Origin of the sequence: Sphingobacterium faecale, assembly GCF_016746095.1 — a bacterium.
GTDB lineage: Bacteria > Bacteroidota > Bacteroidia > Sphingobacteriales > Sphingobacteriaceae > Sphingobacterium > Sphingobacterium faecale.
The window spans coordinates 78217-100467 of the sequence record NZ_JAERTY010000008.1; the positions used below are offsets into that span (position 1 = coordinate 78217).

Here is a 22251-nt window from a genome sequence, read left to right on the forward strand (position 1 = left end):
AAGTGATATGAACAGGTTTAACGTTTTTCTTTTTTCAATTTTAGGGATTGGACTTTGGGGCTGCTCCAACAATAATACGATAAGTATCTCTGGTGAGGTGTCAAATCCAGGGAATGTAAAGGTCGTAGCCTTTTATGAAGGAGACCGCAAACTTGATTCTGTTTTTTTGAGTGACCAGAATAAGTTTAAATTTGAACGTGAGGCGACCCAACCTCGACTATTAACTCTCGAGGTAGGCAAGAATCGGTATCCTGTTATTGTTTCACCTGGGGAAAAATTACAGTTTAGTTCCGATCTAAAACATAACCCCGAAGACTATAAGGTTGATGGCTCTGGGCTTTCTTCGGTATTGAAGGGGTTTGCACCAATCAAACAGCGGAAGGAATTTCTAGAAGACTCCCTGCAAGGAGATTTCGTGAAACGTATGGGCGGTAAAAGTGAAAATGAGATCGAGAGTCTTCGCGCTGATTACATGGCGCAGTATAGAAAGGAAATGGCGAGCTTTACGACACAAGCCGTGGCCTTTGCCAAAGCAAATCATGATAATCTAGCAGGCTTCTACGCGATGAGTGTATTGGATCCCGATATCTCAGAGAACGAACTGATAGCATATGTTGATACTCTTGGTGAATTATTTGTGGACAATAGGACTGTCAGTCAGTTTAAGGAAGAAGTCGCTAAATTAAGAAAATTAGCAATAGGGCAACCTGCTCCTGAAATTATTGCGTATACGCCTAACAATAAAACGGTGAAGCTTTCGGACTTTCGCGGCCAGTATGTATTGGTTGATTTTTGGGCATCTTGGTGTGTACCCTGTAGGAAGGAAAATCCTAATATTGTGCGGCTCTATAACAGCTATAAAGATAAAAACTTCACGGTTCTAGGAGTGTCATTGGATAATAATCCGGGGTCTTGGATGCGTGCAGTTGAAGAGGATAAATTGGAATGGACAAATATCTCGGACCTGAAGGCGTGGAGTTCAGATCTAGTATTGGACTATCGTATTAAGGCTATACCAGCTTCGGTTATTGTGGATCCTTCTGGAATAATCATTGGTAAGAATTTGAGAGGAAAGGATTTAGAAGTTTTCTTGAAGCAGAAGCTGATGTCAAATTAGATGAAGTTTATTAATTTATTAAGTTATTTTTAATAGTTAACAATTTCATAACATTTGATTAACTTTATGTTACCATAAAGTACATACTTTAGCAAAAAAACTAATATGAGCGCCAAGCAAAAAATACTTGTGGTAGATGATGAGCAGGATATCTTAGATCTCATTTCCTACAATCTGAACAAAGAGGGGTATCAGGTCTATACAGCGTCAAATGGAAAACTGGCAATTGACAAAGCCAAAGAGGTGAGTCCCGATTTAATAATCCTAGATGTTATGATGCCTGTGATGGATGGTATAGAAGCCTGTAGGATTATGCGCTCGCTACCTGAGTTTAAGCATACCTTTATGGTGTTTTTGACAGCAAGAAGTGAGGAGTATTCGGAGATAGCAGGTTTTCACGTTGGTGCGGATGACTATATTGCTAAGCCAATCAAACCACGGGCGTTAATGTCTAGAATAAATGCTATCCTGAGAAGAAATTCGCAGGAATCAGTAGATGAACCTGCGGATAAGTTGGAAATTGTAGATTTGGTAATTGATAGAGACTCTTTCTTAGTCTATAGAGGAGAAGAGAAAATCGTATTAGCGAAAAAGGAATTCGAACTATTATATCTTCTAGCCTCCAAACCGAATAAGGTATACACACGTGAACAAATATTGAAAGCAATCTGGGAAGATTCTGTCGTTGTGACAAACAGAACCATCGACGTTCACATCAGAAAACTACGGGAGAAAATTGGAGACAATTATGTTGCGACTGTAAAAGGAGTCGGTTACAAATTTGAACTGAATTAGGCTATAGTATATAAAATAAGAAGGGGTGAAGTTGAATTTCACTCCTTCTTACTTTGTGTTTAATTCGCTTTCGAGGATAAAGGATCTCAACTCTTCCAGCATCAGTTCAAAATGAGTTTTAATCTCTTTGAACTTGGTATGGATTGTTTCTATCTCTACTTCATCACGCCCCATATCTTCCAGCTCCTGAAAAGCTATTCGAAGTGGGGTCGCACCGATATACTCCATGGTAGGTTTGATATGATGGGCACTGTCTCTGATTGCTGCCTTGTTTGCGTTAGCTAGGCTGTCTGTTAGCGCCTGGAAGTCAATTGGGCTTTGATCAAGATACATCTCTACAAATTGTTTGACTAATTTGGGATTTCCCATCATTGATTTTTTGATTATATCTGGATTGATGATTTTGTATGACATCTAAAGCGTTGTTTAATTGTACTTTTTAACAATAAGTTCATCCGTAGAGCGGGAAAGTAGTTCCTTATTCGATACGTGCAGTACTGGATGTATATACCCATCAGCTACCTCACATAGTGGTACGAGCACGAAGTTACGGAGCTGTAGTAAAGGATGAGGAATAATCAAGTTTTTTGATTCATAGACTTCGTCATTAAAGTAGATGATATCTATGTCTATGAGCCGGGCTCCCCATTTGACAAGTCTAACCCGTCCCAGTTCAAGTTCTATTTCCTGACAGATTGTTAGGCATTCCTGCTTTTCTAGTGGAGTTTCAATGATCAATACCTGATTGTAGAATAAAGGTTGGTCTTTGACTCCCCATCCTTCGGAAGTGTAGATGGCGGAAGATTCGACTATTTCCCCGATCCTATCCTGTAACAGGTCAAATGCCCGGCCGATTTGCACTATAGGGGCACCTAGATTAGCTCCTAATAGGATATAGATTTTGTTCATTTGTTTCAAAAATACAATATTGAACTTTTAAATTCGACAAAACCAATTAAATACGCTAAATTTAATTTGTAAAAAGATAATTTATGAGCTTTATTAAACAAGTGCTAGCCACTATCACAGGAATACTTATTACGAGTATTATTCTGTTTTTCCTTTTTTTGGTATTTATTGGGGTGCTGGTTCAACAGTCATCGCAACCGACCACAGTGGTCGCACCTGCTAAATCGGTACTGTACCTTTCTCTGGACTATAAGATCGTAGAAAAAACCGAAAGTAATCCGCTTGGGGATTTGAATCTACCTCTTTATAATGTGGAAAAATCTATAGGATTGAATGATGTTCTGGCACGTATAAAAGCGGCCAAAACGGATGAGAATATAAAAGGTATTTATCTTAACCCTTCCACAGTTGGTATGGGCTTTGCCAGTTTGAAGGCCATACGTGACGCGCTATTAGATTTTAAGGAGTCCAAAAAGTTTATCATTGCCTATAGTGAAGGTTATTCTCAAAAAGCCTATTACTTGTCTACCGTAGCAGATAGTGTATATCTGAATCCTCAGGGATCGCTGGATTTTAGAGGGTTGAGTTCTTCCGTCGTATTTATGAAAGAAGCGATGGATAAATTGGGCGTTGAGATGCAGGTTATCAAAGTGGGGACTTATAAGTCGGCAGTAGAGCCATTTATACTTAATGAGATGAGTGATGCTAATAGGGAGCAGGTTACGTCTTATCTGGGGAGCATTTATAACTCTTTTTTAGCCGATATTTCGCAAGCTAGAAAACAATCGGTAGATTCCTTGAAAAGCATTGCAAATGAATACCTGATCCGAAATGCAGATGACGCTCTTCGTTATAAATTTATCGATGGGAAAATATATAAAGATGAGCTGCTATCCAAACTGAAAAAGCGATTAGATCTTGCAGAAGATAAAGATATCTCATCTGTCTCCATTTTGAATTATGGTGGTAGTCCCGCAAGTACATCAGGGGGTAAAATTGCCGTGTTATATGCCTATGGTGATATCGTAGATGGTGAAGGCTCTATGGGGCAGATCGGAGGAGATAAAATTTCGAGAGAACTCCGTAAGTTACGTAGAGATAAAGACATCAAAGCGGTAGTTTTACGAGTTAATTCGGGTGGAGGATCTGCGTTAGCTTCGGATATCATTTGGAGAGAGGTAGAGCTGATCAAAAAAGAAAAGCCGATCGTAGTATCTATGGGAGATTATGCTGCTTCGGGAGGATATTATATTGCCGCCGCCGCTGATTCTATTTTCGCAGAATCTACAACACTTACAGGATCTATCGGTGTTTTTGGATTAATACCAAATTTTAAGGGGTTATTAAATAACAAACTAGGGATTCATATTGATGAAGTCAGCACCGGTAAGTTTTCGAGTCTGATGGGAAATCCTGATAAACCATTGACCGCTGAAGAACGGTCTATTATACAGATGGAGGTAAATAGGACTTATTCGACATTTATGGAACGTGTTGCTAATGGACGTAAGATGAATGTGCAAGCTGTAGACAGTATCGGACAAGGTAGAGTTTGGACCGGGCAGCAGGCATTGGAATTAGGATTAGTAGATGCAATAGGTAATCTACAACGGGCAGTTGCATCAGCTGCCACGAAGGCTGATCTTAAAGATTATCAGATTGTAGAACTACCGGAAAAAACTGATCCATTTGCGAGTATATTATCTTCTTCAAAGGATAGAGTAAAGATGTGGTTATTCGGTGAAGAGCTGGGAGATTACCAGAAGTATTTGTTGGATGTTACCAAGGTTTTAAAGCATACTGGTATACAAGCTCGATTACCTTATCAGATAGAAATATATTAGATGAGTTTTTTTGTAATATTTTTTTACAGTATGGTGGGAATGCAAAGCAATTTATATAAGTTTACGCCTCAAATCAACTTAAATACTTTTAGATACAGTGTATGAAAACAATTGACGATTTAAATTTTTCTGGTGAAAAGGCCTTAATCCGGGTTGACTTTAATGTGCCTCTTGATGCGGATTTTAATATTACGGATGATAACAGGATTCAAGGAGCTGCTCCAACAATAAAGAAGATTCTCGCTGATGGTGGTGCTGTGGTATTGATGTCTCACCTGGGACGGCCAAAAGAAGGTCCGACAGATAAGTTTTCGTTGCGACATATTGTTTCACATCTTTCGAAGGTATTAGGAGTGGATGTACAGTTTGCTGACGACTGCATTGGTGAGCAGGCCCTTGAAAAGGCAGCAAATCTTAAATCTGGAGAGGTTTTGTTGTTGGAAAACCTTCGTTTTTATAAGGAAGAAGAAAAAGGAGACATCGCGTTCGCTGAAAAGTTATCTAAGTTGGGGGATGTCTATGTTAATGATGCTTTTGGAACAGCGCACCGCGCTCACGCTTCTACTGCTATTGTGGCACAGTTCTTCCCGACAGCCAAGTATTTTGGCTACCTGATGGCTGCAGAACTGAACAATGCCGAAAAGGTACTGAATCACCCCAATAGACCGTTTACAGCAATTATGGGTGGGGCTAAGGTCTCGGATAAGATACAGCTGATCGAAGCATTGTTGGATAAGGTGGATAACCTGATCATTGGTGGAGGAATGGCATACACCTTTGTTAAAGCTCGTGGTGGTGAAATCGGGAAATCATTGGTGGAAATGGATAAGTTAGATCTGGCTAATGAGCTGGTGCAAAAAGCAGAAGAGAAAGGCGTCAATCTAGTATTGCCTACGGATGCACAGATAGCGGATAGTTTTTCGAATGATGCTAAAACATACGATGGACCTAATGATCAGATTCCTACTGATCTTCAAGGATTGGATATTGGAAGTAAGTCATCCCGACATTTTGCAGAAGTGATATCCGCATCCAATACCCTGTTGTGGAACGGGCCTATGGGAGTCTTCGAATTTGATACGTTTGCTACGGGTACTAAAGCTGTAGCTGATGCGATTGTAGCAGCTACAGAGCGAGGAGCATTTTCTTTGATCGGTGGAGGAGATTCGGCAGCGGCGATTGCTAAATTTGGAATGACAGAACATGTGAGTTATGTGAGTACAGGTGGAGGCGCTTTGCTGGAATATATGGAGGGGAAAGAGTTGCCAGGTGTTGCTGCAATAAATGCTTAGTTCGTAGCTATAAAGAATCATAAAAGCCGCATATTATGCGGCTTTTGTTTTTATAAGTTGGTCTACATAAGGAGTGTAAATAAAAAAAGGGATTTGTTAAAAAACAAATCCCTTTCCTATATTATAAGCATGCTTATTTAGCTTCTGCTTCTAATTTGTTTAAAATCTCATCGTTTTTAGTGATTTGACTATGCTTAGGCATTGCTGAGCGTGATCCTAACTCGATGTTACGGCCCAAGCTTAGAAACTGAACTTCCATACGTGAAGTAGTTTTGTTTCTTCTATCTTTTCTTTTTAAACGTGTAACTCCCATTTTATTATAATATTTTTTTGTACGTTATAAAACGAGGTCGGAAGCGGATTCGAACCGCTGTAGGAGGTTTTGCAGACCTCAGCCTAGCCACTCGGCCATCCGACCCTTTACCCTTACTGGGCATGCAAAAGTAAACTTAAAAATTGAAAAAGCAAAATTTATTGTAAAAACCTTTGTCTTGGAATGATAGTTAGATTGCGAAGCCGGCTATATGTAAACGCGATAGATATTTTCTTGTAGAAATATATTTACCTTTTTCTATCATAAAGGCTTTTGAAAGAGATAGAAGGGGCATGCTCTGAGTAGTATAATTATTCTTTAGGACAGGAATTAAGTTTGGTATCAAATTTGAATATACCTTAATCGAAGGGATTGTCTGTTCAGTCCCAGAGACAAAAAAAGAGTATTAAAATAAATGTTATGAAAAAAGTTTTACTATCATTAGGTGTTGCATTATTAACAGCTGTTGGAGCGCAGGCTCAGGTTGGTTATGGAGTGAAGGCAGGTCTAAACTTTCCTAAGTTGAATTATTCTGGAGGAAATGTAAGTTATACTACGAGTGCAGCTACTAATTTTTATCTTTCCGGTTATGCAAGTATTCCTGCTGCGACTAATTTTGCTATTCAACCAGGAGTCTCTTTGCAAGGTAAAGGAGGAAAAGTTGAAGTAGGTAGTCTAACCACTACTAGAAATCTAATGTCTATTGAAATTCCTGTTAATGCGGTATACTATATTCCTACTGGAGCTACTGGATCTGTTTTTGTTGCTGCTGGACCATATGTTGGTTTTAACGTGTCGGGTAAAGATAAGGCGGGTGATGTAAAAACAGATATTAAATTTGGTTCAAAAGATGACCAATTAAAGGTTGTTGATTATGGGGTGAATTTCCAATTGGGCTATAAATTGTCAAATGGTTTGTTAATTAATGGAGGTTATGGCCTAGGCTTAGGAAATATGTCTAATGTCGATGCCTTAAAAATTAAGAACAACGTATTCTCTGTGGGTATTGGTTTTGAGATCTAAGTATTTGTTCTTTAATCATAAAATTGCCCCTTGGAGAAATTTCTCCAAGGGGTTTTTTGTTTTAAACGGATTTGGTACAAGACAAACAAATATAGTTTGTTGGATTCAGTGAATAATATTTATCTTCGTTGTTTATTAATCTAATAGCCTAATGAATTTTAAAGTTTTAATTTTTGTTATCTTCTGCTCTATGAGTACTTTAGCATTTTCTCAGGTACGCTACGGAGTCGTTGGAGGCGGCAACTTATCAAGATTAGCAGTTCCTGACAGTGAGCCTAATTCAAAATCTGGTATAGGTTTTTTTGTTGGAGGTTATGTAGATGTCCCATTGAATTCTGCCCTATCTATTAGGTCTGGACTGAATTTTCAGCGTATAGGTGTTAGAAATGATTTTAGGGAAATAGTGTCGATAGAGCGTAGGATGAATTCTTTAGAGCTTCCGGTTCATGTAACCTATGCTATACCTATTCGTGAGGCGGGGAATTTGCTTATTGGAGTTGGTCCTTTTGTAGGTTTGCAATTAAGTGGCAAGATAAAGGAGACATGGGAGGAAATTGATGTAACTAATGAGGGTATTTCATTTCCTTCAGGGGATTTTGAATCGGATATAGTATATTCAGGAGATCATGCTTTAATGAATCGGTTTGATTATGGAATCAGCTCTCTATTAGGCTATAAATTTGGGAATGGACTGTTTATTCGGGTGGGATATAATATCGGGCTCGCACAGTTGAACAAACGACAAGAGGAATTTCAGTTTAATACGGGCCAAAAAGAATATAAAGAAAACAGCCGTGTCGTTTCTTTGGGAATAGGGTTTGAGTTTTAAGCATGATATTGATCCGGTCTTGAATATGATACAAGACAAACAAATCTTGTCTGTTGGATTCAGCGAATAATATTTATCTTTGTAGCATGATTGAATTGCCTGTTATACCTGTAAATCAGACACAGCGTAAACCGGATTGGTTACGCGTGAAACTTCCTGTAGGGAAAGAATATCGCCATGTACGTAGTTTGGTCGATGAGCATAAGCTTCATACCATTTGTGAGAGTGGTAATTGTCCAAATATGGGAGAGTGCTGGGGAGCTGGTACGGCTACTTTTATGATTTTAGGTAATATCTGTACACGTTCTTGTTCTTTCTGCGCGGTAGCCACTGGGAGACCTCTGCCAGTAGATGTAGATGAACCAAATAGAGTAGCAATTTCTGTTAAGTTAATGGGAGTAAAGCACTGTGTGATAACGTCGGTCGATCGTGATGATTTGAAAGATGGGGGATCGACTATCTGGGCGGAAACTATTCAGGCTATCCGTCGTGAAAGCCCGGAAACAACTTTAGAAACACTTCTTCCCGACTTTAAAGGACAGTGGGATAATCTTGACCGCGTCATTGCGGTAAGGCCGGAGGTGGTGTCGCATAATTTAGAGACTGTACGCCGGTTGACAAGAGAAGTGCGTATACAGGCTAAATATGACCGCTCTTTGGAATGTTTGCGTCGTATTTCGGAAGCAGGGTTGCGGACCAAATCGGGTATCATGTTAGGTCTGGGAGAAACTGAAGAGGATGTGATCGAAGCCATGCAGGATCTGTATAACGTGGGGGTGCATATTCTAACTTTGGGACAATATTTGCAACCTACCAAAGCACATCATCCGGTAGTGGATTGGGTTACGCCTGCGCAATTCGATAAATACAAAGAGATAGGATTGAAAATGGGATTCAAATATGTGGAGTCGGGACCATTGGTACGTTCTTCCTACCATGCTGAGAAACATCTATTCGATATGCAATAATAAGAATAGTATAAAAAAGGGGATAGCTTCGGCTATCCCCTTTTTATTTTAATGAATCACGTTCGCAGATCTATTGAGAACTCCGTTGGAATACTGTTTCTCCTCCAATGACAGTACGTAAGGTTTTTACGTTACGGATTTCCTCATAAGGAACTTCCATAATATCTTTTGCTAGGATTACAAAGTCTGCATCTTTGCCTTTTTCGATCGATCCCCTCTTCTTTTCCTCAAAGCAGGAGAAAGCTGCCCATATTGTCATCCCTTTTAATGCTTCCTCACGACTGAGCGCATTTTCCATCTGGAATCCACCTGCTGGGTATCCCGAATGGTCTACACGGGCAATAGCGGCATGAAATCCATATAAAGGATTAAAATGTTCTATGGGGAAATCTGATCCAATAGCTACTTTGCCATACTGCTCCAGTAGATCTTTGTAGGCGTAAGCTCCTTTGATCCGATCGTCTCCTAACCGCTGTGGTGCCCAGTACATATCCGAGGTAGCATGGGTCGGCTGTATTGATGGAATGATATGAAACTGGTTGAATTTTGCAAAGTCATTTGGAGCAATGATCTGTGCATGTTCGATACGCCATCTTCTCGCCTTATTGTCGGTAAGATATTTGCCGTATACATCTAATATCAACCGGTTTGCTGAGTCGCCGATGGCGTGTGTATTGACCTGATATTCGCTGTTTGCTAATTTTTTGATAGTTTCATCAAATTGTTCAGGCGTGTGTAATAAGAAACCCTTTGTTGGGGAATCATGATAGTGTTCTAAGAGACATGCTCCTCGGGATCCTAAGGCTCCATCTGCTAATAACTTGATGGACCGTATCGTTAATCTGTCGGTCTCGAATAGATCTTCTTTGATATAACGGTCAATCTGTGAAGGATCGGCTAGTATCATGGCATAATCCCGTATTTTAAGCTGTCCTTTGGCGTAGAAGGTCTTTAGGTAATCGATCTCCTCATCGTTTAGACCTGCATCGACTATACTCGTTAAACCTACGGAGACAAGTGAGTCCTGTGCTTGTTGAAGAAATCTTAGTGTGCTCTGCTCATCGTGTTTTGGTAGGTGTTTACTGACTAAGGGCATAGCATTGTCGATTAATAAACCATCAGGTTTACCTAATGCATCCGGAGAGATAAGCCCACCCTGTACTTCGAAGACAGAGTCCAGCCGTGCAATCTTTAATGCTGCTGTATTAACGAGAGCAGCATGGTAATCTACACGGGAAAGATAAATCGGGATATCGGGAAAGTACTTGTCTAAGCTGTCTTTTGTCGGAAAAGCTTTTCCTGGCCATAGGTTTTGATCCCATCCACCGCCGATAATCCATTTTTTATCTGGGTTTTTCTGTTGGTATTTCTGAAGTCGATCAATGAGTTCCTCCATCGATTTTGTCCCATTTAAATCTACCTCTTGAAAAAGATTTGCCAATTCGAAATAGTGAGCATGCGCATCATAAAATCCGGGATAGACCGGAGTTTGTTGGGCATCAATTATTTCTTTGGCTTTATAGCGCTTTAGAATATCTTTTGAAGTACCAATGTCTATAAAAATACCATTCTTTACAGCAAAAGCTTCGTGAACGGCAAATGACGAGTCTACGCTGTATATTTTAGCGTTATGTACAATAAGATCCACTTCAGTATTACTGGTGCAGCGAATAAACAGAAGTGCTGTTAAAAAAAATAAAAATAGGTTTTTCATATTTGTGTAATCTGCTTATATTTTTGGTTTCAATTGTTCTTAAATGTACCGTTTTTTAGCAAGAAATAAAAAATAAAGCATATTGGTCTAAAAAAGCGGAGAGCCCAATATTATAATATTGGGCTCTCCGCTTTATCTATAGTTGTTGAAATTACAGGGCTTCTGCAACAACTTCTTCTACTTCAGGAACCATACGCTTTAATAGTCCTTCGATACCAGCCTTTAGGGTAATAGTTGAAGAAGGGCAGCCGCTACAAGATCCTCTGAGCTCTACCGTAACAATCCCTTCCTCAAAGGATTTATAGGCGATGGCACCACCATCTTGTTCTACAGCGGGGCGGACGTAGTCATGAAGAACCTGTTGTATTTTGATTTCAGTCTCCGTTCCTTCAAAAGATACGTCTTGGTCGCTTATAATCTCCTGTACTTTTAGCTCAGATTCAACAGCTCCTTTCACAAAATCTTTTAATATAGCCTCTATATCGCTCCATTCGGCGTCTTCAGATTTTGTAATCGTGACAAAATTGCTTGCAAAGAAGACGCCGTTTACAAAGTTGAATTTAAATAGTTCTTTGGCAAAAGGGGATTCTTGAGCCTTTTCTCTGTCAGGGTAATCCACACTCCCATTGATAAGAAGCTTGTTGACCAAGAACTTCATGGTAGCAGGATTGGGAGTACTTTCTGTATATACGTTTATTGTAGCCATTTTTTTATTTTAAAAGTATGGAAGTTATAAATAGTAACTTCGTTTTATCCGTTCAAAGATAGGATATAAGTGTTTGATACACGTCATTGTTTCGTAAAACCTTACGTTTCAGGACATGTGTTTTACAGCATAACACCTGTATAATTAGAAGGACTGATGTTTTTTATTTCTTGTTTGACATCTTCAGATATATTGAGGTTATCTACAAAACTCGCAATCGTTTCTTGGGTGACCTGTGTATTGGTACGGGTTAAGTCCTTCAGGGCCTCGTACGGTTTAGGGTATCCTTCACGGCGCAAGATCGTTTGTATCGCTTCGGCAACAACGGCCCAATTGTTTTCTAAATCTTTCTGAAGCGCAGATTCATTAAGAATCAACTTGTTTAGTCCTCTTAAGGTCGACTTGATCGCAATCATAGTATGTGCAAAAGGAACTCCCACATTCCTTAATACGGTGGAATCTGTAAGATCCCGTTGTAGTCTGGAAATAGGTAGTTTGGCGGATAGGTGTTCAAACAATGCATTGGCCAAGCCTAAGTTTCCTTCAGCATTTTCAAAATCGATAGGGTTTACCTTATGAGGCATCGCTGATGAACCGATCTGTCCTGCAGTGATCTTTTGTTTGAAATAATCCATAGAAATATAGGTCCAGACATCTCGGCATAAATCGATAAGAATATTATTTATGCGTTTTAAGGTGTCACAGCTAGCTGCAAAATTATCGTAATGTTCGATTTGTGTTGTTGTCTGTGAACGATCCAGTCCCAGTTGTCCGTTGACGAACGAGTTTCCGAAAGCAACCCAGTCTTGACTTGGATAAGCAATGAAATGTGCGTTAAAGTTACCTGTAGCGCCACCAAATTTTGCAGAATGGGGCACTGTCAGTAATAAAGAAAGCTGTTTTTCGAGACGTTCTACGAATACCTTGATCTCCTTACCTAACCGGGTAGGAGAGGCGGGTTGTCCATGCGTACGAGCCAACATAGCGATATCACCCCACTCGTCCGATAGCTTTTTTAGTTCACTGACGAGGCCTTGTACCCCCGGTAAGTAGACTGTATTCAGTGCTTCTTTCCAGGCGTAAGGGATCGCTGTATTATTGATATCCTGGGAGGTGAGTCCAAAGTGTATAAACTCCAGAGAGTCGTGAAGCCCCAATTTTTCGAACTCATTCTTTAGAAAATATTCAACTGCTTTGACGTCATGGTTTGTTACTTTCTCCGTGTCTTTAATCCATTGTGCATCTTCCAGACTGAAATCTTCGTATATCTTACGCAGCTTCGCATTTAAAGAACCATCAAAATGTGCTAACTGGGGGATACCGGATTGTGCTAACGCAATGAAATATTCTACCTCCACTAATACCCGGTGTTTGATTAAAGAGAATTCCGAAAAATATGCAGATAATTCCTGGGTGGCATTGTGATATCGTCCGTCAATAGGAGTAACAGCCGTTAATGCTGATAATGTCATTTTCTGTGAAAATTAATAAGTCAAAAGTAATAACTAAAAGATAGGCTGTTCATTTATTATATATAGAATAAGTGAGGGGATGCCTTTCTTTATCTTACAAAAGTACAAAAAGCAGGGACTTTTTGGTAATTTAAGCCTATAAAAAAAGCCTGTGTCATTAAGAACACAGGCTTTTGTAGGAGTATTTTAACTCTTTTCGGATTACTGAGCGTTTTTAGTAGAATCGATAACTTGTGCAGTTGAATCGATAGCTTTGTTAGCTGAATCAGCAACGTTGTTGATAGAATCAGTAAGAGCACCAGCAGTTGAATCAACGATTCCTTTTAAAGAATCAGCAGTTTCTTCAGTTTTAGAAGTATTGTTACCACATGAAGCTACAGTTAAAGCTAACGCTAAAAATCCGAATGCGAATAAATTTTTCATCTTTTAATTTTCTATTTAATTGAAACAAATATTGTTTTATACCTTTTAATACCGGTAACCTGAAAAGGTAACCCAAAAAATAAAAATTTTTGTTTATGAATAATAACGTTCTGATTTACAGATGTTAAAAAACAAATCGTTTTTATTTCGGATGCAAATATAGTATTGTTTTGTTGAAATGCAACAATAAAAAACTATTTTAAGTAAAAAATGTTGTTAAACTATAAAAACGACTTATGTTAGGAAAGATTAAGAATATTATCAAGCTGTTAAAAACAGTCGATTTTGAGCAGCTTGAGAAGGTATCTAAGAAAGTAGACCTGGCTGAGGTGATGGGAACGGTCAGTAAAATGGATGAAAAGCAGCTGCAAATGGCGATGAAGTTGTTGACAGGAACTAAGAAAAAGAAAGACCCTCCGCCTATTGATGCTGATTTCTATAATATTGACGGAAAGCTTTCTGCTGAAGACAGAGCGTTACAGCTTCGTGTACGTTCTTTTTTAGAAGCAGAGGTAAAGCCATTAGTCAATAATTATTGGTTGCATGATGAATTTCCTTTTGAGATTATTCCTAAACTGGCGGAACTGAATGTATGCGGTTATGTCTATCAAGGTTACGGCTGTGCAGGAGGAACTTCGCTCATGGATGGTATTATTGCAAGCGAATTTGGGCGTATTGATCCTTCTATTGCCACATTCTTGGGGGTACAGAGCGGCTTGGCCATGGGTTCGATATATATGTGTGGTTCTGATATCCAGAAAGAAGAGTGGTTGCCCAAGATGCAACAGTTAAAGGTAATAGGAGCTTTTGGTTTGACAGAACCCGAGGTCGGATCAGCTACGGCTGGAGGATTAACAACGACTTGTAGGCGTACCGATAAAGGATGGGTACTGAATGGTCAGAAGAAGTGGATTGGGAACTCTACTTTTTCGGATATTACGATTATTTGGGCTAGAGACTTGGATGATAACCAAGTAAAGGGCTTTATCGTGCGTAAAGACAACCCAGGTTTTTCGGTAGAGAAGATAAAAGGCAAAATGGCGCTGCGTATTGTGCAGAATGGTCTTATTACATTGACTAACTGTCTCGTGCCCGAATCGGATAGACTTCCCCATGCGCAGTCTTTTAAGGATACAGCGAAGGTTCTTCAGATGACACGCGCTGGTGTAGCGTGGATGGCTGTCGGCTGTGCCCGTGGTGCTTACGAAAATGCATTAGCATATACCCTGCAACGCGAGCAGTTCGGAAAACCTATTGCGTCTTTTCAATTGATTCAGAATCATCTTGTAGAGATGCTTTCTAATCTGACTGCTATGCAGACATTGGTGTTTCGTCTTTCGGAACTACAGGATGAAGGAAAATTGAAAGATGAACATGCATCCTTGGCCAAAGTATTCTGTACGCTGCGGACGCGGGATATTGTATCGCGCGCAAGAGAAGTCATGGGGGGCAATGGTATTCTCTTGGAGTATAATGTAGCTCGCTTCTTAGCAGATGCAGAGGCTATTTATTCTTATGAGGGCACCAAGGAAATAAATTCTTTAATCGTAGGGAGGAGCATAACAGGCTTCAGTGCATTTGTTTAGTCCTATTGTGTTCAAAAATGGAATGGCCTGTTTCCGGTTTTTTATTGCTTTGGTATATTTATTGTAACAAAAATGTGAATAATAAATTTTATATGAAAGTAACAAAAACCTTATTGGCCGCAGCCCTTATCGGATTGGGGACCTATGGTGCGCAGGCCCAGATTAAGATTAATACGAAGTCAATCGGTTCTGCTACCAAAGCCGTGAAAGCTGCAAGCCTTTCAAACGAAGACGTGATCGCTTATACAAAAGAGTATATTGATTGGATGGATAAAAATAATCCGGTAGCACCCGCAGATCACGAATTGGCACAACGTTTAGTGAAGATGACGGATGGTCTAAGTAACTATGATGGGCAAAAGCTCAATTTCAAAGTATATCTGGTGCGTGATGTCAATGCGTTTGCTTGTGCTGACGGTAGCGTGCGTGTCTGTGCAGGGCTGATGGAAGCTATGACTGACAACGAGGTGTTGGGGGTTGTGGGGCATGAAATAGGACACGTCAAGAATCAAGATTCTAAAGATGCTTTCCGTACTGCATTACTTACATCAGCTTTGAAAGAAGGTGTCTCCTCCCAAGGTGGGACAGCAGGAGCATTGTCGGACTCGCAATTGGGCGAAGTCGGGGAGCAGGTTGCAAATATGAGCTTCTCACGCAAACAAGAGAGTATGGCAGATGAATATGGTTATCAGTTCTTAAAAGCCAATAATGTCAATCCTTGGTATATGGCCATGGCATTTGAGCGTTTGTTGGAACTCTCGGGAGGTGGTAAAGATAGTTTTACGCAGAAGTTGTTCTCTTCGCATCCTGATACACAGAAACGTGTAGAGGAAATGGCTAAGCGTGCAGAGAAAGATGGTTTTAAGAAACCTGAGAACTAATAAAAAAGGCATCTGATTCAGATGCCTTTTTTATTTATTGCTTATTTTTTCTTGTTCTGCTGAGCAGCCTGTTGCTGTCTCATCATCTCTTCCATTTTAGACTGGAAAGAAGATTTCTTAGCAGCTTTAGGGTTTTTCTTGTTTTCCTCCAATTTGGCTAAAATCTTTTCGTCATCGATAGACTGACGAATGATAAACTGAGTTAAGAAGGTGAAAACCGCACCTAAGAAGTAATAGTAGTTTAATCCTGAAGGGAAGCTGTTCAGCATGAAGAAGAATAGCAACGGCATGATGTAACCGATGTATTTCATTTGACTGCCCATTCCTGAAGTGGCTCCCGAAGTGGCATTATTGTACCAAGTGGTCAATAAAGTAACTGCTGTCATCAAGACACACATCAGTGAAATGTGGTTGATCCCGAATATAGGGCTGAAGGTGATAAATGTATCGTAGGTCGATAGATCTTTCATCCAAAGGAAGCTCTGTCCTCTCAATTCAAATAGATTAGGGAAGAAGAAGAAGAAAGCAAGTGTAAACGGCATTTGTAATAACATCGGAAGACACCCTCCCAATGGGTTGACGCCGGCCTGCTTATATAGCTTCATTTGTTCCTGCTGCAATAGCATGGCATTGTCTTCGCCTACTTTTTCTTTGATCTGGTCAAGCTGTGGTTTCAGCACGCGCATCTTGGCCATAGAAAGGTAAGACTTGCGGGTCAATGGAAACATCGCTCCCTTCAACAGCAAGGTTAAGATCAAGATAACAATACCGTAGCTCATGTGGTAGCCATCCAAAAAGTCAAACAAAGGAACGGTAATGAATCTGTTGATCCAGCCCATTGGACCCCATCCCATATTGATGATTTTTTCGTAATTGTGCCCCTCTGCTTTTAAGGTCTTATACTGATTCGGACCAAAGAAGAAATTGAACTCAAAGTGGTTGTTCGATTGTGCGTTGAATGCCAACTCTGCCGTTGTCTTGTAGTTTTTTACAATTTCATCCTGTGTGGTATAAGTCACTTTGAGATTGGTGTTCTCAAAGGCTTGTTTTGACGAAAGGATAGACGAGAAGAAATGCTGTTTGAAGGCGATCCATTCTACTTTGTTTTTCTCTATTTTTTCTTCTGCATCACTTGTTTCGGAAAGGTGGTCGATAGAACCTTCCGAATCTTTGTAGAAAATAGAAGATTTGTCCCGCTCTGATTTGATGTTCTGTTCTTTGCGCAGAAGATTGGCTTCCCAATCCAGAACGATTGTTTTTTGATTTACACCGATAAGATTCTGGATACCGACTGCGTTGACCTGTAAGCCCAGGTTGTAGCCGTTCTGTAAGGTGTAATTATATTCAAGATACTGATCTTCGCTGTACTTTAAACGTAAGGATGCCGCATTGGCAGAAGAATTGCCCACTGTAAAGAAAAGATCATTGGTATTGATGTTCTGTCCTGCTGCGTTGAAATGGAAACCAAAGTTGTTGTTGTCACCTTCTAAAAGATAAAGCGGCGAACCATCAAAATTCTTTTCGCCTTTCAGCTGAACAGATTTGACTTTACCTCCTTTTGAAGATAGTTGGACGATCAACTGTTCGTTTTCTAACGTGATCAATTGTTCTTCGCCCACTTTCGTAGCGCCAAAAGGTTTGCTCAATGAGGCCGAGTCGAGTACTTCGTTTGGTTTAGAAGAAGCTAGCGTATCGTTGAATACCTTTCCTTCTTTGACAGTCTTTAATGAATCTTGTAGTCTCTGTTCATTTTTGATTTCCTGTTCAGAAGGTTTCATCAGGTAAAATGAACCTGCGAAAATCGCAAAAATGAGCACTAGCCCTATAATGTTATTTCTATCCATCTATTGTAAATTAATCCTTTTAATTTTCTCCTCTCGATTTTTAGCCCGAATAGAGTGTGTTATTTTGTTCCTCCTTTTTTATTCGCTAAAGAAGCGGCTACAAAGCTAACAAAAAGTGGATGAGGATTCGCAACGGTTGACTTTAATTCTGGGTGAAATTGCCCAGCGACAAAGAAAGGATGGTCTTTGAGTTCAACAATTTCCACTAATCCCGTTTCAGGATTGAAGCCCGAAGCGATCATTCCAGCTTTTTCGTAATCTTTTAAATAGGCGTTATTGAATTCGTAACGGTGGCGGTGGCGTTCTGAAATTTTTGCCTTGCCATATATCGCAAAAGCCTTAGTGCCTTTTTTGATATCGCAATCATATGCTCCTAGACGCATTGTGCCCCCCATATTGGTGATGTTCTTTTGTTCCTCCATCAGATTGATTACTGGGTGAGGAGTGTTCTCGTCCATCTCAAAACTGTTGGCGCCTTTTAACCCAAGGACATTGCGGCCAAATTCAATCACAGCACATTGCATACCGAGGCAGATGCCGAAGAAAGGAATTTTGTTCTCGCGAACATGCTTAATGGTATTTAATTTGCCTTCAAGTCCGCGCTCACCGAAGCCTGGTGCTACCAAGACTCCATCTAAACCTTTTAACTTGTCGGCAACATTTTCTGGTGTAATGCTTTCCGCAGCGATGAAATTTACTTTGACCTTCGTCTCATTCGCAGATCCGGCATGAATAAAACCCTCTACGATGGATTTGTAAGCATCGGGGAGCTCTACGTACTTGCCGACCAAGCCAATGTTGACTTCTGTCGTCGGATTTTTCAGACGACCTAAAAATGTTTTCCAGCTTTCTAAATCAGGATCGTTCTTGGTCGATAGTTTTAGTTTGGTCAAAACCGTTTTGTCCAATTGCTCCTTCAGCATTAACAAGGGGACATCATAGATTGTGGGTGCGTCAATGGATTCTACTACGGCATTGATATTTACGTTGCAGAACAACGCTAGTTTTTTACGGATCTCCTGTGTTAGCTTATGCTCTGTACGGCATACTAAGATGTCGGGTTGTACGCCATATTCCAATAATGTCTTTACAGAATGCTGTGTTGGTTTCGTTTTAAGCTCACCGGCGGCAGCAAGGTACGGTACAAGGGTCAGGTGGATAACCAAGGAATCGTTGTTGCCCAATTCCCACCTTAATTGACGTACCGCTTCGATAAAAGGAAGGGATTCGATATCACCTACCGTTCCGCCGAGTTCTGTAATGATGATGTCGTATTCACCACTTTCGCCCAAAAGCTGCATACGACGTTTTATCTCGTCGGTGATATGGGGGATGACCTGTACGGTTTTGCCGAGGTATGCACCTTCTCGCTCTTTTTCTATTACATGTTTGTAAATGCGTCCGGTAGTGACGTTATTGGCCTGTGAAGTGGGTACATTTAAGAAACGCTCATAATGACCTAAATCCAAGTCTGTCTCAGCTCCGTCTTCTGTCACATAGCATTCGCCATGTTCGTAAGGATTGAGGGTTCCTGGATCGATGTTGATGTAGGGGTCAAACTTTTGAATGGTCACTTTAAAGCCACGTGCCTGTAAAAGCTTGGCAAGGGAAGCAGCAATAATACCTTTCCCTAACGACGAGGTTACGCCGCCCGTAACAAAGATGTATTTAGTCATAGCAATTAATGGAATTTTCTACTAAAGATGATGGGATTCAATACCCAAATATCTGCCTTATGTACGGGGTACAAAGATACTATATTTTTCGGGATTGGGATGGCCTGTGAAAAAATAAAATTGAAAATTATTTTAGGCTTTTGAGGATAAATAAGTAGGAGGGGGGCTTGTCGAATAAAAAAAAGGTTACAAACTGATTTGTAACCTTTTCGAAATTTTCTATCTCGTCGTACTAAACTATTTGATACGTTTAGATCTGATACGAGCAGCTTTACCTGTAAGTCCGCGTAAGTAGAATAACTTAGCGCGACGTACTTTACCGTAGCTGTTTATTTCAATTTTGTCAATGTTAGGAGAGTTTACAGGGAAAATACGTTCTACCCCAACGCCGTTTGAGATTTTACGAACGGTAAAAGTAGCGTTAGTACCTTCGCTGTTTAATTGAATAACTGCACCTTGGTATACCTGAACACGCTCTTTGTTTCCTTCGCGAATTTTATAGTGTACACTTATGGTGTCTCCTGCTTTGAAAGCGGGAATCTCATTCTTTACTACCGCTTGTTCTTCTACAAATTTTACTAAATCCATGATTTTGAGTAATTATAAACGATTTATATCCTGTAAAAATCGGAATGCAATATTACAGCTTTTATTTCGATTTTAAAAATGTTATTTAAAAATATTTCACTCCGATTCTCAGAGCGAGTGCAAAGGTATAAAAAAAATATAAACTAGACTATAGTGTGGGTTGATAATTTTCCACATAATGGTGCTTTTGTTTATAAAAATATCTTGCATTAAATCAATGTGTTAGTTGGTTGTTGTTAAAAAGTGCTTGGTTTTATTGAAAAACGCTGTATATTTGCATCACTTTAAAAAGGTGATACCTTTTCGGGGTGTAGCGTAGCCCGGTATCGCGCCACATTTGGGATGTGGAGGTCGTAGGTTCGAATCCTGCCACCCCGACAAAAAAGCTCTAACGAAAGTTAGGGCTTTTTTTCGTTCAGGGGTTGGCTGATGAGAACCGTGGTTCGATCCGGAGGAGATTCATGGATGTGTTTGGGGCTGTGGGGCTGAAGCAATCCTGCTGCCCCGACAAAACCCACTTCATTTTTGATGTGGCTTTTTTATATATCAGTAACAATACTTTCTTCCGTAAGTTACTACAAAGCTGACCTGTTGTAATTGTATTGGACCTGTTATTAAAAAGAGATGGAAACCAATCAAAATTAACAACTCTAAAAATGAATCTATATATTTGTATAATTGGGTATATTAAAGTAAACACAATTTGAAAAGTATAGGCCAACTAGAAACTGAATTTTGCAAATCTAACTACTTCCGGTTGACAAATTAGGGAAAAGCAAAATATAAAATTTATTAGCTGAAGATGAATAGAAATTTAAAAATAGGACTTTTTAGTGCTTTGGTAATAGTTATCATTGGCTTTGCATCGAAAGGAAGAATCACCCATGAAAAGTTCAGTTCTGTCAAATGGAAACATTGGAAAGAATCGGAAGCAGAAGGATCTTTGCGTTGGGATATGATGAACAGTCTTCGGAACAACTACGAATTAATAGGAATGACCAAGGACGAAATGATCGAATTACTTGGAGCCCCCGAATGCTAACCCCCACACCATTAGTGGTCAGATGCTGACGAGATAATAAATAAGATAAATATGAAACTTATGAAACCTTTTATTATAATTTCTGCTTTAATTCTGACATATTGCTCAGGCAATAATTCGCAAGTAAAAGCCGATGACAAAGAGATATTTGTGTCTGTAGCAGACACAACAAAACACGATAGTACTTATCTTTATACGGGTTGGTATTACGTTGTGGACAACGACAGCAATTTCAAACGACAATTAGATAAAACTACCGAGAGCTTTTCCCTTGACCCCAAACCAATCGTTACCGCAAAAAATTTTATGACTTTTGAAGTTTATACAAGCAACTATGGCGAGATAGGACTCGCAATGCGACTTGACGAAAATGGAACTGAAAGCTGGAGTATTGCGACGGGAAAAGCAATTGGAAATTATCTTGCGTTTATTCTTGACAACAAGCTTTTGCACCTGGCACGTGTAAATTCTCAAATTACGGCAGGTGTAACGGCAATAAATCGAGGCGACTATTCAAAAGAAGAATTTGAAAAAATCAAAATGATAATAGAAAGTGAAAAATAACACAAACTATCCGAACCGTAAAGAATGGGTAGGCGTCAGGCGGACCAAAAGTTACTTTTCCATTGTTTTTGAAGTAGTTTGCCTTCGGAATCATAATGCAAAAAACTGTTCTGATAGCACGGCCGTCGGAACAGTTCTTACATCGATATGAAAGTGTAAATAATAATAACTTTTGTTAAGTCTTTTTTCTTTATTTTAAACTAAATAAATCACTTTACCAATGAAGTTTAGGCTTTTTTCCGGTACGAAATATTTATGGCTAGTAATAGTTCTGCTCTCCATCATAGCCATTCTATTTAAATCTATTTACAGGGAGTATATTTATTCCAATGAAATTAATGATTTTGGGGTTGCAGACTCTTCTCCCAATTTTTTTGCAGGACTTATTATCGTGCTTTTTTATTATGTTCAGTATCAGAAAGTATCCTTAAAGGTGCATGCTTTATTTGCGGCAATTGGTCTTATTGGATATGAGTTGATTCAAAGAAGTGTATTTAAAAGCAATGTCTTCGACTATAAAGATATCTTGGCTTCGATAATAGGAGTTACGATGGGATATCTCATTTGTTCCGGATTTAAAATAGGAGCGCTATTTAATAGTCCTATCCGGTAGGCTATGGCTGACAACCAAAAATAGGTACCGCACATCAGAGATGATGGCGATA

Annotated in this window: 22 protein-coding genes and 2 tRNA genes; 13 read left to right on the forward strand and 11 right to left on the reverse strand. The window is 39.6% G+C overall.

Going from position 1 to position 22251, the window contains the following annotated elements; translation table 11 throughout:
• The first annotated feature begins 7 nt into the window (after positions 1-7).
• Positions 8-1117, forward strand: a complete 1110-nt coding sequence (locus JKG61_RS14085; RefSeq protein WP_202103601.1) for a TlpA disulfide reductase family protein — start codon at positions 8-10, stop codon at positions 1115-1117.
• A gap of 105 nt (positions 1118-1222) precedes the next feature.
• Positions 1223-1912 carry a response regulator transcription factor gene (locus JKG61_RS14090; protein ID WP_202103602.1) on the forward strand — a complete coding sequence of 230 codons (690 nt, stop codon included), beginning with the start codon at positions 1223-1225 and terminating at the stop codon, positions 1910-1912.
• A gap of 48 nt (positions 1913-1960) precedes the next feature.
• Here the strand turns inward: JKG61_RS14090 and JKG61_RS14095 are convergent, their stop codons facing one another.
• On the reverse strand, positions 1961-2326 hold the full coding sequence (locus tag JKG61_RS14095) for an Hpt domain-containing protein (RefSeq protein WP_202103603.1): 366 nt from the start codon (positions 2324-2326) through the stop codon (positions 1961-1963).
• Between the two features lie 12 nt (positions 2327-2338).
• Positions 2339-2821 carry a 2-amino-4-hydroxy-6-hydroxymethyldihydropteridine diphosphokinase gene (folK, locus tag JKG61_RS14100; RefSeq protein ID WP_202103604.1) on the reverse strand — a complete coding sequence of 161 codons (483 nt, stop codon included), beginning with the start codon at positions 2819-2821 and terminating at the stop codon, positions 2339-2341.
• 83 nt (positions 2822-2904) lie between these two features.
• On the opposite strand from folK, the gene sppA reads away from it, so the two are divergent.
• On the forward strand, positions 2905-4665 hold the full coding sequence (gene sppA / locus JKG61_RS14105) for a signal peptide peptidase SppA (protein WP_202103605.1): 1761 nt from the start codon (positions 2905-2907) through the stop codon (positions 4663-4665).
• 101 nt (positions 4666-4766) lie between these two features.
• Positions 4767-5957 (forward strand): phosphoglycerate kinase, encoded by a 1191-nt coding sequence (locus JKG61_RS14110; protein ID WP_202103606.1) that lies wholly within the window; start codon positions 4767-4769, stop codon positions 5955-5957.
• Positions 5958-6090: 133 nt separating this feature from the next.
• Here the strand turns inward: JKG61_RS14110 and JKG61_RS14115 are convergent, their stop codons facing one another.
• Both JKG61_RS14115 and JKG61_RS14120 read right to left on the reverse strand, forming a co-directional pair.
• Entirely contained in the window at positions 6091-6270 is a 180-nt protein-coding gene (locus JKG61_RS14115; RefSeq protein ID WP_202103607.1) for a spore protein, read from the reverse strand.
• A 34-nt stretch (positions 6271-6304) separates the two neighbouring features.
• Positions 6305-6375: transfer RNA gene (locus JKG61_RS14120), tRNA-Cys, on the reverse strand.
• A 315-nt stretch (positions 6376-6690) separates the two neighbouring features.
• Between JKG61_RS14120 and JKG61_RS14125 the strand changes: the two genes are divergently transcribed.
• The 3 genes from JKG61_RS14125 to lipA all read left to right on the forward strand — a co-directional run bounded on the left by JKG61_RS14125 (position 6691) and on the right by lipA (position 9090).
• Complete coding sequence (locus JKG61_RS14125) at positions 6691-7293, forward strand: outer membrane beta-barrel protein (RefSeq protein WP_202103608.1); 603 nt, start codon at positions 6691-6693, stop codon at positions 7291-7293.
• A 151-nt stretch (positions 7294-7444) separates the two neighbouring features.
• Complete coding sequence (locus JKG61_RS14130) at positions 7445-8122, forward strand: porin family protein (RefSeq protein ID WP_262896204.1); 678 nt, start codon at positions 7445-7447, stop codon at positions 8120-8122.
• An 86-nt stretch (positions 8123-8208) separates the two neighbouring features.
• The gene (gene lipA, locus JKG61_RS14135; RefSeq protein WP_202103610.1) at positions 8209-9090 is read left to right on the forward strand and encodes a lipoyl synthase; all 882 of its coding nucleotides are present in this window, start codon (positions 8209-8211) and stop codon (positions 9088-9090) included.
• Positions 9091-9160: 70 nt separating this feature from the next.
• On the opposite strand, the gene JKG61_RS14140 is transcribed toward lipA, so the two are convergent.
• The 4 genes from JKG61_RS14140 to JKG61_RS14155 form a co-directional block, all read right to left on the reverse strand.
• Entirely contained in the window at positions 9161-10804 is a 1644-nt protein-coding gene (locus JKG61_RS14140) for an amidohydrolase (RefSeq protein WP_202103611.1), read from the reverse strand.
• Between the two features lie 151 nt (positions 10805-10955).
• The gene (locus tag JKG61_RS14145) at positions 10956-11510 is read right to left on the reverse strand and encodes a NifU family protein (RefSeq protein WP_202103612.1); all 555 of its coding nucleotides are present in this window, start codon (positions 11508-11510) and stop codon (positions 10956-10958) included.
• A gap of 122 nt (positions 11511-11632) precedes the next feature.
• Positions 11633-12982 (reverse strand): adenylosuccinate lyase, encoded by a 1350-nt coding sequence (gene purB, locus JKG61_RS14150; RefSeq protein WP_202103613.1) that lies wholly within the window; start codon positions 12980-12982, stop codon positions 11633-11635.
• A 201-nt stretch (positions 12983-13183) separates the two neighbouring features.
• Positions 13184-13405, reverse strand: coding sequence for a hypothetical protein (locus JKG61_RS14155; RefSeq protein WP_021069149.1), 222 nt, complete (start codon positions 13403-13405; stop codon positions 13184-13186).
• A 236-nt stretch (positions 13406-13641) separates the two neighbouring features.
• Between JKG61_RS14155 and JKG61_RS14160 the strand changes: the two genes are divergently transcribed.
• Together JKG61_RS14160 and JKG61_RS14165 are read left to right on the forward strand one after the other, a co-directional pair.
• Entirely contained in the window at positions 13642-14991 is a 1350-nt protein-coding gene (locus tag JKG61_RS14160; RefSeq protein WP_202103614.1) for an acyl-CoA dehydrogenase family protein, read from the forward strand.
• Between the two features lie 92 nt (positions 14992-15083).
• Positions 15084-15872, forward strand: coding sequence for a M48 family metallopeptidase (locus tag JKG61_RS14165; RefSeq protein WP_202103615.1), 789 nt, complete (start codon positions 15084-15086; stop codon positions 15870-15872).
• Between the two features lie 41 nt (positions 15873-15913).
• On the opposite strand, the gene yidC is transcribed toward JKG61_RS14165, so the two are convergent.
• From yidC to rplS, 3 genes are all read right to left on the reverse strand, one after another.
• The gene (gene yidC, locus JKG61_RS14170) at positions 15914-17716 is read right to left on the reverse strand and encodes a membrane protein insertase YidC (RefSeq protein WP_202103616.1); all 1803 of its coding nucleotides are present in this window, start codon (positions 17714-17716) and stop codon (positions 15914-15916) included.
• Between the two features lie 59 nt (positions 17717-17775).
• Positions 17776-19392, reverse strand: coding sequence for a CTP synthase (locus JKG61_RS14175; protein WP_202103617.1), 1617 nt, complete (start codon positions 19390-19392; stop codon positions 17776-17778).
• 237 nt (positions 19393-19629) lie between these two features.
• Entirely contained in the window at positions 19630-19980 is a 351-nt protein-coding gene (gene rplS, locus JKG61_RS14180; RefSeq protein WP_021069144.1) for a 50S ribosomal protein L19, read from the reverse strand.
• Positions 19981-20284: 304 nt separating this feature from the next.
• Between rplS and JKG61_RS14185 the strand changes: the two genes are divergently transcribed.
• From JKG61_RS14185 to JKG61_RS14200, 4 genes are all read left to right on the forward strand, one after another.
• Positions 20285-20358, forward strand: a tRNA-Pro gene (locus JKG61_RS14185).
• Positions 20359-20782: 424 nt separating this feature from the next.
• Entirely contained in the window at positions 20783-21022 is a 240-nt protein-coding gene (locus tag JKG61_RS14190) for a hypothetical protein (protein WP_202103618.1), read from the forward strand.
• A 60-nt stretch (positions 21023-21082) separates the two neighbouring features.
• Positions 21083-21586, forward strand: a complete 504-nt coding sequence (locus JKG61_RS14195; protein WP_202103619.1) for a SecDF P1 head subdomain-containing protein — start codon at positions 21083-21085, stop codon at positions 21584-21586.
• A gap of 220 nt (positions 21587-21806) precedes the next feature.
• Positions 21807-22199, forward strand: a complete 393-nt coding sequence (locus JKG61_RS14200; RefSeq protein ID WP_202103620.1) for a hypothetical protein — start codon at positions 21807-21809, stop codon at positions 22197-22199.
• Positions 22200-22251: the final 52 nt, after the last annotated feature.

Excerpts from the sequence above, each read along its gene's own strand:
- JKG61_RS14085 (WP_202103601.1), top strand. The coding sequence starts at position 8 with ATGAACAGGTTTAACGTTTTTCTTTTTTCAATTTTAGGGATTGGACTT.
- JKG61_RS14090 (WP_202103602.1), top strand. The coding sequence starts at position 1,223 with ATGAGCGCCAAGCAAAAAATACTTGTGGTAGATGATGAGCAGGATATC.
- JKG61_RS14095 (WP_202103603.1), bottom strand. The coding sequence starts at position 2,326 with ATGTCATACAAAATCATCAATCCAGATATAATCAAAAAATCAATGATG.
- folK (WP_202103604.1), bottom strand. The coding sequence starts at position 2,821 with ATGAACAAAATCTATATCCTATTAGGAGCTAATCTAGGTGCCCCTATA.
- sppA (WP_202103605.1), top strand. The coding sequence starts at position 2,905 with ATGAGCTTTATTAAACAAGTGCTAGCCACTATCACAGGAATACTTATT.
- JKG61_RS14110 (WP_202103606.1), top strand. The coding sequence starts at position 4,767 with ATGAAAACAATTGACGATTTAAATTTTTCTGGTGAAAAGGCCTTAATC.
- JKG61_RS14115 (WP_202103607.1), bottom strand. The coding sequence starts at position 6,270 with ATGGGAGTTACACGTTTAAAAAGAAAAGATAGAAGAAACAAAACTACT.
- JKG61_RS14125 (WP_202103608.1), top strand. The coding sequence starts at position 6,691 with ATGAAAAAAGTTTTACTATCATTAGGTGTTGCATTATTAACAGCTGTT.
- JKG61_RS14130 (WP_262896204.1), top strand. The coding sequence starts at position 7,445 with ATGAATTTTAAAGTTTTAATTTTTGTTATCTTCTGCTCTATGAGTACT.
- lipA (WP_202103610.1), top strand. The coding sequence starts at position 8,209 with ATGATTGAATTGCCTGTTATACCTGTAAATCAGACACAGCGTAAACCG.
- JKG61_RS14140 (WP_202103611.1), bottom strand. The coding sequence starts at position 10,804 with ATGAAAAACCTATTTTTATTTTTTTTAACAGCACTTCTGTTTATTCGC.
- JKG61_RS14145 (WP_202103612.1), bottom strand. The coding sequence starts at position 11,510 with ATGGCTACAATAAACGTATATACAGAAAGTACTCCCAATCCTGCTACC.
- purB (WP_202103613.1), bottom strand. The coding sequence starts at position 12,982 with ATGACATTATCAGCATTAACGGCTGTTACTCCTATTGACGGACGATAT.
- JKG61_RS14155 (WP_021069149.1), bottom strand. The coding sequence starts at position 13,405 with ATGAAAAATTTATTCGCATTCGGATTTTTAGCGTTAGCTTTAACTGTA.
- JKG61_RS14160 (WP_202103614.1), top strand. The coding sequence starts at position 13,642 with ATGTTAGGAAAGATTAAGAATATTATCAAGCTGTTAAAAACAGTCGAT.
- JKG61_RS14165 (WP_202103615.1), top strand. The coding sequence starts at position 15,084 with ATGAAAGTAACAAAAACCTTATTGGCCGCAGCCCTTATCGGATTGGGG.
- yidC (WP_202103616.1), bottom strand. The coding sequence starts at position 17,716 with ATGGATAGAAATAACATTATAGGGCTAGTGCTCATTTTTGCGATTTTC.
- JKG61_RS14175 (WP_202103617.1), bottom strand. The coding sequence starts at position 19,392 with ATGACTAAATACATCTTTGTTACGGGCGGCGTAACCTCGTCGTTAGGG.
- rplS (WP_021069144.1), bottom strand. The coding sequence starts at position 19,980 with ATGGATTTAGTAAAATTTGTAGAAGAACAAGCGGTAGTAAAGAATGAG.
- JKG61_RS14190 (WP_202103618.1), top strand. The coding sequence starts at position 20,783 with ATGAATAGAAATTTAAAAATAGGACTTTTTAGTGCTTTGGTAATAGTT.
- JKG61_RS14195 (WP_202103619.1), top strand. The coding sequence starts at position 21,083 with ATGAAACCTTTTATTATAATTTCTGCTTTAATTCTGACATATTGCTCA.
- JKG61_RS14200 (WP_202103620.1), top strand. The coding sequence starts at position 21,807 with ATGAAGTTTAGGCTTTTTTCCGGTACGAAATATTTATGGCTAGTAATA.